Raw genomic sequence first — 10,176 nt, 5'->3', positions numbered from 1 at the left:
GGCGGTACCGGTATCGGACCTGCGCAACAAGCCGGTGGTCACGCAGAACGACCTGTTCGAGCTGCCGGTGAGGCTGGCGTAACGGCGTCCGGAGCGGCCGGGTCGACGGCGGTCTCCTCACCCGCGGGGCGTTTGCTCCCCGCCCTGCGGGTAACTCCGGCATTCCGGACACCGATCCCCGGGAGTCGCCATGTGGAAGCGCAAGGGCAGGAAGGACCGCCGGGCCGCCAAGCCGGTCCCCATGGAGCTGTGCGACCTGTGCGCCAGGGTCTTCCCCGAGGACGCAGCCGTGAGCGGCTACGTGCCGGACTCCTCCGCGGCCCATCTCACCAACGAGTGGTTCGACGGGCTGCGGCTCATCACCGCGTGCTGCGACGATCACTTCGACGTGATCAAGAACGGTTACGCGCACCGGCCCTTCGTGGACGAGGAGCTGTGGGCGGCGAAGCTCACCCGCGCCCTCACCACGGGCTCGCCGGCGCTCTCCATGGACCAGCTCGGCTGCCGGACCGGCCTCCAGGAGCCGCAGATACGCGCCGCCATCGCCTGGCACAACGAACGCATGCGTGAACAGCAGCGCATGGACCCCTGATGAGGCCGTCGGACGCCTGTCTCCCGGTCGTGGTCAGGATCGCCTGTCTCCCGGTCGTGGTCAGGACGGGCGGGTACCGTGCACGCGGTACTGCTCCGCGTCGGCCCACTTGACCTCCAGGCCGAGCCCCGGCCGGCCCGTGTCGGGGCGCAGGGCTCCGCCGTCGGGCGACAGGACGCCGTCGAACAGCAGCCGCTCGACGCGCACGTGGTCGTGGAAGTACTCCAGGTGCCGCAGCCGGCGCACGGCGCAGAAGGCGTGGGCGGACACCGCGGGGGCGCAGTGCGCGGACAGGTCGAGGTGACGGCCGGCCGACAGACCGGCGACCTCCAGCACGCCGGTGATGCCGCCGCAGCGGGTGACGTCCGCCTGGAGGCAGTCCACGGCCGGCCCGTCGACGAGGTTGGCGAAGTCCTGGGCGGTGAAGGCGTACTCCCCCGCCGTGATCTCCAGCCTGGCCGGGCCCCGGTCGCGCAGCATCCGCAGCCCCGCCAGGTCCGCGGAGCTCACGGGCTCCTCGAACCAGCGCACGTCCCACTCGTCGTGGAACCGGTGCGCCCAGTACAGCGCCTCCTTGCGGCCGAGCGCTCCGTTGGCGTCGGTGAACAGCTCCGTCCCGTCGCCCACCGCCCGGCGCACGGCCGTCAGGCGCCGCGCGTCGGCCCCCGGGTCCCGCGAGGTCTTCAGTTTCACGCGCGGGATGCCCTGCTCGACCCATCCGCAGAGCTGGTCGGTGAGACGGTCCTGGGGGTAGTTGGTGAAGCCGCCGCTGCCGTAGACCGGCACCCGGTCGTGGTGGGCGGGGAGCAGGTGGACCAGGGGGAGGCCGAGCAGTCTCGCCTTGAGGTCCCACAGCGCCACGTCGACGGCGGACAGGGCCATGGCCCCGACGCCGGGACGGCCGGCGTTGCGCATCCGGGTCCCCATCCGCTCCCACAGCTCGGGCGGTGAGGCGACCGGCTCACCCTTGACCGCCGGCGCCAGCACGGAGTGCGCGAAGGCGGCCACGGACACGTCCCCGTAGGTGTAGCCGAGGCCGGTCCTGCCGCCCGCGTGCACCCGCACCAGGACCATGGTGGTGGAGTCCCACTCCAGGGTGCCGTCCTGTTCCCGTCCGTCGGGGCCGTCGGTGGGGACCTCGAAGGCGTGGACGTCGACCGCGTCGACCGCGCATCCGTCCAGCGCCCTCGCGTCGAAGCCGGTTGCCGGCGTCATCCCGTACTCCCTCGGGCCGTCACGTACGCGCAGGCGAGCGGTCAGTCCGCGCCGCCCTCCAGCGTGATCACCGTCTTGATGTCGTCGGCGCTCGGTTCGAACGCCCGTGTCGCGTGTTCCAGCGGCACCCGGCGGTTGAGCAGCCGGTGGAGCCACTCCCGGTCCGCTCGGGCCAGGGCGTCGGCGGCCTGCCGGAAGTGGCGGAGGTTGGCGTTGACGGAGCCCACCACGACGTCGTTCTCCAGCACGATGTCGCGGTTCACCGAGCCCGCGTCCACGGTCAGGCTCCGCCCGGCGGGCGAGACGCCGGTGAGACAGACGATGCCGTACGCCGCCGTCCCGCGCATCGCGTCGAACACCAGCCGGCCGGCCCCGGTGGCCTCCACCACGACGTCCGGGCGTACGGCGGCGAACACGTCGTCGGACGCACCGCTGTGGTAGGTGGCTCCGAGGGAGCGCACGAGGTCCGGCTTGGGCCCGTCCGTGACCCGGTCCAGGACGTGTACGTCGAGGCCGCGCTGCCGGCCGAGGAGCGCGGCGAGGAGTCCGATGGGGCCGGCGCCGGTCACCAGTACGCTGCGGGGCTCGAACCAGGCCCTGGCGCCCACCCGCTCGATCTGCTCCCAGGCCTTGGCGACCACACTGGCCGGCTCCATGAGCACGCCCGCGAGGCCCAGTCCCGCGTCGACGCGCACGGCGTAGTCGGTCTCCAGGCACCAGAGCTCGGCGCCGTACCCGTCGAGTTCCTTGATGCCCCGTTCGCGGTAGCGGCCGTTGCGGCACATGTCGAACTCGCCGTGCGCGCAGGCTCCACAGGGCTCCGGGTCGGGGCGCCGCACCACGCCGGCCACCAGGTCGCCGACGGCGAATCCGCTGCCGTCCGGCGCCTCGGCCACGCGCCCCAGGGACTCGTGGCCGAGGATCAGCCGGTCGCGATCCGTCGGTGCCTGGCCGTACGCGCCGGAAGCGATCTCCCGGTCCGTGCCGCAGACACCCAGGGCCACCCCTCGCACCAGCAGCTCGCCGGCGGCCGGTTTCGGCTCCCCCACCTCCTCCACAGCGAGCGAGCCGTCCCCGCCGGGTCGGACGGTCAGTGCGCGCATGATGCCTCCTCTCGGCTCGCCTTCCCGGAGCCGGTTCCCCGCATCGTTCGGCCCATGCGAGGGCCGTCCGGTCGGTGCGCGGCGGGCGTCCGGGTGGCACCACGTTTGTCCGGCCCGCCGACGGGTCACTCAGTTCCGCATCCGCGAGCCATCGAAGGGACCGCCCGAGGAGCATCCCGTGAACCGCTTCCGGCAGCCGTTCCACCGTGTGTGGGACCGGTTGGCCGCTTCCGCCCTCGTCCGGCGCGGCCGGGACCTGGAGCTGATGCACCGGGCCATGGGGTTCGCCACGCTCGCCCTGGTCACGCTGGCGCCCCTGCTGATCGTGGTGGCCGCCTTCGATCCCCTGGGGGCCCGCGGCGGGTTCGCCTCCTGGCTGGCCGACGGCATGGGGCTGTCCGGCCGGTCCGCCCGGGTGCTGACCGACATCATCAGTCCGCCGACCAAGATCGTCGGCACCACGAGCGTATGGGGCGGTATCGCGCTCGCCGTGTTCGGCGTGTCCTTCGCGGCGAGCGTCCAGAACGGCTACGAACGCATCTGGGAGCTGCCGTCCGGCCCGTGGCACCGTGTCTGGCGCCAGGCGACCTGGGTGGTCATGCTGACCGCCTACCTCTACCAGGAGGTGCAGACGCGGACCGCGCTGCACGGGTCCGTGCGGATCGCGCTGTCCACGGCGACGGGCATGCTGTTCTTCTGGTGGGGCCAGCACTTCCTGCTGGGCAGCCAGGTCCGCTGGCGCGACCTGCTGCCGGGGGCGATCGCGACCATGGTGGGCCTGATCGGCCTGCGCGGCTTCTCGTACCTCGTGTTCACGCCGCTCATCCTCGACAACGCGATCAGTTACGGCACGGTCGGCATCGTGCTGGTGGTGGAGTCCTGGCTGATCGGGGTCGGGTTCGTCGTCTTCGGCGGCGCGATGGTCGGCCACTGGTTCTGCGAGCACCACTGGTGGACACGGAACATCGACCGAGAATGACCCGTTCTCCGCCACGCTCCCGTCCGGCTTCCAGGAAGCCGGACAGCCCGTGGCCCGCCCGCTCACGTGCACCTCCGTCGGGCGTCGTGCCCGCGGTACCGGGTTGCCCGCGGTACCGGGGTGCCTGGTCCGCGTCGACGCCGTGCACGGACGGCTCCTCGGCACCGCCGTGCCGGACGGCCGGCCGGACGGACGGCCGCGGACAAGGAGCGGGTCTCCGCCCCGGCCGCCTCGGCTCAGGTGCCGCCCGAGGAGGCCGTCGAGCAGGTGAGGAGTCCGGAGTTCGGCAAGGTGACCGGCATCCGGCCGGAGCGGGACCGGCAGCACCAGGCCGTGTGGTCCGTCGACGTCACCACCGTCCGGCGGGATGACACGCAGACATATACCTGGCCGCCGCCGTGACGAAGGACGTCCTCGACCGGCGGACGGCTCCGCCTCCGGACTGAGCCGCCCGGAGGGCCGGCGCCCGGGAGGACGGGCGTGCCGGGGTCACTCCCCCACGCCGCGTCGCGACGGCGACCCCGCAGCCGTCGGCCGGGCAACCGGCGCCCGCAACCGGCCCGGGCATCGCGTCACCATCGCGTCACCGACAACGTCGGCGCATGCCGTCGGCCAGTACCGCCGCGACCGTTCCGGTCACGGCGGCGCCCAGTGCGAGCGGCCGGCGGTGGCGGGAGAGCCAGAACTGGAGGCTGCGGGCGTGGGACTCGTCGTCGAAGGCCCCGTGCGCGCCGTAGTCGGCCGGTGCGGTGTCGTCCGGCGGCTTCCAGAGGTTGACCGGGCGGGACGGGTCGACGGGCTCGTCCGTCTGCTGCGAGTCGTAGCCGGTCCGGGCCAGAAAGCGGTCCAGCAGCCCGGGAGCGAGCTTCTGGCCGAGCAGGGTGGCGACGGTGGAGCCGCCGACCCAGTACTCGCGCCGCTCGGGATGGTCCGCGGCGTACAGGACCGCCTCGGCCGCGACCTCGGGCTGGTAGACCGGGGCCACCGGGCGCGGATGCCGGGGCAGCCGGGTGAGGACCCAGCTGAACTGGGGCGTGTTGAGTCCGGGCATCTGGACCATCGTCACCCGGACCCCGCTGTGGTCGTGCAGCAGTTCGCAGCGCAGGGAGGCGGTGAAGCCCTGGATGGCGTGTTTGGCCCCGCAGTACACCGCCTGGAGCGGGACGCTGCGCTGGGCCAGGGCCGAACCCACCTGCACGATGGTGCCGCGGTCGCGCGGCGCCATGTGCCGCAGGGCGGCCTGGGTGCCGTGGACGAAGCCGAAGTAGGTCACCTCCGTGGCCCGCCTCAACTCCTCCGGTGCGATCTCCGCCACCGGCGCGAAGACGGTCGAGAACGCGGCGTTCACCCAGACGTCGATCGGGCCGAGCTCCTCCTCGACCCGGGCGGCCGCCGCGTCCACGGCCTCCGGGTCGGCGACGTCCACCACCAGGGGCAGTGCGCGTCCGCCGGCCTCACGGACCTCCTGCGCCGCCTGCTCCAGAGCGTGCTCACCGCGCGCGAGGAGGGCCACGGAACTCCCGCGGGCGCCGAAGGCCCGGGCGGTGGCCCGGCCGACGCCGCCGCTCGCCCCGGTGACGACCACGACCTCCGCCCTACGGTGTCGGCCACCGCGCGGCGCCCGCCGCCCGCCGCTCACTTCTTGCTCCGGCCGGGGAGGTGCTCGGCGTACTCGGTGAGCTTCTGGCGTACGCCCTCGGTGGCGATGCCGGTGGCCTGCGGGTCGTGCACCACGGGCTGGTGGTCGAGCGTGGCGTCGTAGAGGCCGTTGAGCAGGTGCACCGCGCCCGGACCCGACGTGGCGATGCAGCACCCCACCTCGCCGGTGAACTTGGCGTGGGCGCAGGCCATGAACGCGGGCGTCTCCTCGTGCCGTGCCTGAATGAACTCCGGGTCGCCGTCGGCCCGGTCGAAGGCGCCGAGCAGGCCGTTGATGCCGTCGCCCGGATGGCCGTACACCCGCTGGACGCCCCACTCGGACAGGCGCTGGAGCACATGGTCGGCGACTTGGGTCATGAGGCTCTCCTGGGCGTGACGGGGGACGACGGTCGGCTTGTGGAGTTGCCTTCCCGGCAGCCCGTAAACCGGGCGGTACTCACCCGTTCGGCCAGGAACCGGCCGATCATTCGCCCAGGACAAAGGAAGGTGAGCACCCGTCCGGCGGCACGGGGCTCCATGGGCGCACGGACTCCCGCGCCGCACACCGTGGACCGGAAGTGGACGCGCACGTCCGTCACCGGCACTCCCCGTACGCGGCAGCCGGGCGCGCGGTCGAGCCCCGACGGACCCTTGACCGTCGCCCTCGGGGCAGGGTAGACATGCGGCCATCGATGTTTACGTAAACATGACCCACATCCCTGACAGCGGGAGCACCCTCCGCGACGCTCGATGTTTACGCAAACAGAATGAGCGACCACACCTTCCAGCCGGGAGCACACGATGGCACGCCGAACCCGCACCAGACGCCCTCTCGGGGCCGCCGCCCTGACCGCCCTGGCCACAGGGGCCGCCCTGATCAGCGTTCCCGTCCAGGCCGAACCGGCCGCGGCCGCCGCCTCCGTCACCGTGCGGCCCGACCCGTCGTACCAGCAGGAGGCGTTCGAGGGCTGGGGCACGAGTCTGGTCTGGTTCGCCAACGCCACCGGCGACTACCCGCCCGAGATCCGCGAGAAGCTGGCCCGGCTCCTCTTCGGCGACGACGGCCTGGGGCTGAACATCGCCCGCTACAACATCGGCGGCGGCAACGCGCCGGACGTCAAGGACTACCTGCGCGCCGGCGGCGCCGTCGAGGGCTGGTGGAAGGCGCCCGCGGGCACCACCCGCGAGGACACCGACTGGTGGAGCGCCGACGACCCGGCCGACTGGAACGAGGACGCCGACGCGACCCAGCGCTGGTGGGTCGAGCGCATCAAGGACGACATCGACCACTGGGAGACGTTCAGCAACTCCCCGCCCTGGTTCATGACCGTCAGCGGCTACGTCTCCGGTGGCTTCGACTCCTCCGCCGACCAGCTCAGGACCGAGTCGGTCGACGACTTCGCCGCCTACGTGGCCGGTGCGACGAGGCGGCTGGAGAAGGCCGAGGGCATCAAGGTCGACACCGTCGACCCGTTCAACGAGCCCAACACCCCCTACTGGGGCACGCGGCTGGGCGCGGACGGCGAACCCGTCGGCGGCCGGCAGGAAGGGGCGCACATGGGCCCCGGGCTCCAGCGCGAAGTCCTCCGGGCACTCGCCCCCGCGCTGAAGAAGGCGAAGGTCAAGGCGGACATCTCGGCGATGGACGAGACGAACCCCGGCACTTTCGCGACGAACTGGAACGCCTACTCCCAGGCCGACCGCGACCTCGTCGACCAGATGAACGTACACACCTACGGCACCGGGCAGCGCACCACCGTGCGCGACCTGTCCAAGGCCGCGGACAAACCCCTGTGGATGAGCGAGGTCGGCGGCGACTGGGGCGACGGCCAGGACTTCGAGGACATGCGGCCCGGCCTCGGCCTCGCCCAGCAGATCGTCGACGATCTGCGGGAACTGGAGCCGCGCGCCTGGGTGTTCTGGCAGCCCGTCGAGGACTACGACAACATGAAGCCGGGCGGCGAGTCCGCCGAGGGCGGCAACTGGGGCAGCATCCAGCTCCCGTTCAGCTGCACCGCCGAGGACACCCTCGAGACCTGCCCGATCCGGACCAACACCAAGTTCGACACCGCCCGCAACTTCACCCACTTCATCCAGCCCGGCGACCGGCTGATCAAGACGGACGACACCTCCAGCGCCGCCGCCGTCACCCGCGACGGCAAGGGCGCCTCGCTCGTCCACGTCAACCGCACCGCCGAGGCCCGCACGGTCACCGTCGACCTGTCGAAGTTCCGCGACGTGCGCCGGGGCGCCACCGTCACCCCGGTCGTGACCAGTGCCGACGGCAAGCTCGAACAGCAGGCCCCGATCAGGGTGAGCGACCGCGCGGCCACCTTCACCGTGCCCGCGCAGTCCGTGACCTCCTTCGAGATCAAGGGCGTCTCCGGCGTCGCGAAGGACGCCGCGCTGCTGCGCGAGGGCCACACCTACACGCTGACCGGCGTGCAGAGCGGCAAGGCCGTCACCGTCGCGGGCAACGGCACCGGCCTGGTCCTCGGCGCAGGGGCCGGAACCAGCGCCCAGCAGTGGCGGCTCAGCGCGGTGCGCCACGACAGCGGCGTGCGCGACCGCCATGTCTTCACCAACCCGGCGGACGGCACGCGGCTGGCCGTACGCGACGACGTCCCCGTGTCCGAACCCGACACCGGCAGGCGCGACAAGGCCGCCGAGTGGGTCATGTCGACCACCGGTGACGGCACCTGGACGCTGGTCAACGCGGCCACCGGGCGCCTGCTCGAGGTCGGCGGCCAGGCGACGCACGAGGGCGCGGCCGTCACGACGTGGCCGCCCAACTCCGGCGCCAACCAGCGCTGGACGGTGACGGACGTGTCCGCCGGCTGACACCCCCTCACGGCCGAACGGCCCCGCCCGCATCCACCCGCGGTGCGGGCGGGGCCGGCCCCGCCCCGTACAGACGGGCCCCCACAGCCCCTCCACACACACCCACACAGACAGAAGGAGACGGCATGACCAGCGACCCTCGCGAGCTCGACGTCCGCCGCAGAATGGCGGCGCAGGAGCTCTACTCGGACGGCGCGCCGGGACTGGAGGGCCTGACGGAGGAGCGGCTGCGGGGCAAGGAGCTGGCCGACGCCTACAACCGGACCGGTGCCCGGGACGAGGAGGGTCGCGGGGCGCTCCTGAAGGAGATGCTCGCCTCCGTGGGCACGGGGGTCTGGATCGAGCCGCCGCTGCACGTGGCCTACGGCGGTCGTGTGCACCTGGGCGACGACGTGTACGTCAACTTCGGCCTCACCCTCGTCGACGACGTCGAGGTCTTCGTGGGGAACCGGGTGATGTTCGCCCCGCACGTGACCATCAGCGCCACCGGGCACCCCGTCCACCCGGACCTGCGCAGGGACGGTACGCAGTTCTCGGCGCCGGTGCGCATCGAGGACGACGTGTGGATCGGGGCCGGCGCGCTGATCATGCCGGGGGTCACCGTCGGCCGTGGCTCGGTGGTCGGCGCGGGCAGCGTGGTGACGGCGCACGTGCCGCCCATGGTGGTCGTCGCCGGGACGCCGGCACGGGTGATACGCGAGATCACGGACGCGGACCGGGAGTGGACCTATCGTCCGCCCCGCACCCTGGCCCGCAGCTCCGAGTGATCGCGGGAGGACCGCCGGGTGATCCCGGACCGCACGGCAACTCCCGCCGTCCGCCCCGCACATGGCCGGGAACGCGGAGCAGTACGATGATCGGGAATTTGCGGCGGAGCGTCACCTCCCGGACCACGGAGCCTGTCATGACGACGGACCATTCCCAGCCTCCCCACATCGACACCGGCCGGGCCCACCCCGCGCGTGTCTACGACTGGCTGCTGGGCGGCAAGGACAACTACCCGGTCGACGAGGCGGTGGGCGAGACGCTGCCGCCCGAGGCGCGGGACGCGGCGCGGCAGAACCGCGCGTTCATGAACCGTGCGGTGGCCCACCTCGCCGCGCAGGGCGTCGACCAGTTCCTGGACATCGGCACCGGCATCCCGACCGAGCCCAACCTCCACCAGATCGTCCAGCAGGCGGTGCCGTCGGCCAGGGTCGTCTACGCCGACAACGATCCGATCGTCCTGCGGCACGCGGAGGCCCTGCTGGTCAGCAGTCCCGAGGGGGCCACGGACTACATCCAGGCCGATGTCCGCGAACCGGACGAGATCGTGCGGCACGCACGCGAGATCCTTGACTTCGACCGGCCCGTCGCGCTGTCGCTGATCGCCCTGATGCACTTCGTTCCGGACGAACAGGACGCCCACGGCATCGTCCGCGGCCTGGTCGACACCCTCCCGTCGGGCAGTCACCTGGTCCTCTCGCACGCCGCGATCGACCTCTTCCCGGAACTCGCCGAGCAGGTGATCGCCCAGTACGCCAAGGGCGGCATCCGTCTCGGCTTCCGTACCCGGGCGGAGGTGGCACGTTTCTTCGACGGACTGGATCTGCTGGCGCCCGGCCTGGTCACGGCCACCGAGTGGTACGGCGAGGGCCAGGAGCCGCCCGCACCGGAGGAGAGCGGCATTTACGCGGGCGTGGCGCGGATCCGCTGACGACGGGCGGGCGCGGGGGCTCAGCGGCGCCGCCCGCGCGTCGCCCAGCCGCTGCCGATCCCGGCGACGTGCAGGGCCAGCAGTGCGAGGCCGATGAGCATGACGTTGGTAG

Annotated in this window: 9 protein-coding genes and 1 pseudogene; 6 read left to right on the top strand and 4 right to left on the bottom strand. The window is 72.5% G+C overall.

Annotation, left to right across the window (positions count from 1 at the left end):
• Positions 1–190 precede the first annotated feature (190 nt).
• A complete protein-coding gene (locus EBH09_RS34700) occupies positions 191–592 on the top strand; it encodes a hypothetical protein (protein ID WP_121750760.1) in 402 nt (133 codons plus the stop codon).
• A gap of 60 nt (positions 593–652) precedes the next feature.
• On the opposite strand, the gene EBH09_RS34695 is transcribed toward EBH09_RS34700, so the two are convergent.
• Together EBH09_RS34695 and EBH09_RS34690 are read right to left on the bottom strand one after the other, a co-directional pair.
• Positions 653–1,807: an enolase C-terminal domain-like protein gene (locus EBH09_RS34695; protein ID WP_121750759.1), complete on the bottom strand. Its 1,155-nt coding sequence runs from the start codon at positions 1,805–1,807 to the stop codon at positions 653–655.
• A gap of 41 nt (positions 1,808–1,848) precedes the next feature.
• On the bottom strand, positions 1,849–2,910 hold the full coding sequence (locus EBH09_RS34690) for a glucose 1-dehydrogenase (RefSeq protein ID WP_121750758.1): 1,062 nt from the start codon (positions 2,908–2,910) through the stop codon (positions 1,849–1,851).
• Between the two features lie 178 nt (positions 2,911–3,088).
• Between EBH09_RS34690 and EBH09_RS34685 the strand changes: the two genes are divergently transcribed.
• Complete coding sequence (locus tag EBH09_RS34685) at positions 3,089–3,889, top strand: ribonuclease BN (protein WP_121750757.1); 801 nt, start codon at positions 3,089–3,091, stop codon at positions 3,887–3,889.
• Positions 3,890–4,156: 267 nt separating this feature from the next.
• Positions 4,157–4,291 carry a hypothetical protein gene (locus EBH09_RS39865; RefSeq protein WP_274595160.1) on the top strand — a complete coding sequence of 45 codons (135 nt, stop codon included), beginning with the start codon at positions 4,157–4,159 and terminating at the stop codon, positions 4,289–4,291.
• A gap of 181 nt (positions 4,292–4,472) precedes the next feature.
• Here the strand turns inward: EBH09_RS39865 and EBH09_RS34680 are convergent, their stop codons facing one another.
• Positions 4,473–5,474 carry an SDR family oxidoreductase gene (locus tag EBH09_RS34680; RefSeq protein ID WP_238697528.1) on the bottom strand — a complete coding sequence of 334 codons (1,002 nt, stop codon included), beginning with the start codon at positions 5,472–5,474 and terminating at the stop codon, positions 4,473–4,475.
• Positions 5,475–5,617: 143 nt separating this feature from the next.
• Positions 5,618–5,905 (bottom strand): annotated as a pseudogene (locus EBH09_RS34675) (thiamine pyrophosphate-binding protein); the annotation flags it as partial.
• 423 nt (positions 5,906–6,328) lie between these two features.
• Here EBH09_RS34675 and EBH09_RS34670 point away from each other — a divergent pair.
• The 3 genes from EBH09_RS34670 (at position 6,329) to EBH09_RS34660 (ending at position 10,064) form a co-directional block, all read left to right on the top strand.
• The gene (locus EBH09_RS34670) at positions 6,329–8,368 is read left to right on the top strand and encodes an RICIN domain-containing protein (RefSeq protein WP_121750755.1); all 2,040 of its coding nucleotides are present in this window, start codon (positions 6,329–6,331) and stop codon (positions 8,366–8,368) included.
• Between the two features lie 125 nt (positions 8,369–8,493).
• Complete coding sequence (locus tag EBH09_RS34665) at positions 8,494–9,135, top strand: sugar O-acetyltransferase (protein WP_121750754.1); 642 nt, start codon at positions 8,494–8,496, stop codon at positions 9,133–9,135.
• Positions 9,136–9,272: 137 nt separating this feature from the next.
• The gene (locus tag EBH09_RS34660) at positions 9,273–10,064 is read left to right on the top strand and encodes an SAM-dependent methyltransferase (protein ID WP_121750753.1); all 792 of its coding nucleotides are present in this window, start codon (positions 9,273–9,275) and stop codon (positions 10,062–10,064) included.
• The last annotated feature ends 112 nt before the right edge of the window (positions 10,065–10,176 follow it).

Origin of the sequence: Streptomyces sp. E2N166, from assembly GCF_003671715.1 — a bacterium.
GTDB classification, from domain to species: Bacteria; Actinomycetota; Actinomycetes; order Streptomycetales; family Streptomycetaceae; genus Streptomyces; species Streptomyces thinghirensis.
Note: the sequence above shows the minus strand (reverse complement) of the source record. Positions and strands in the feature narration are given on the sequence as shown.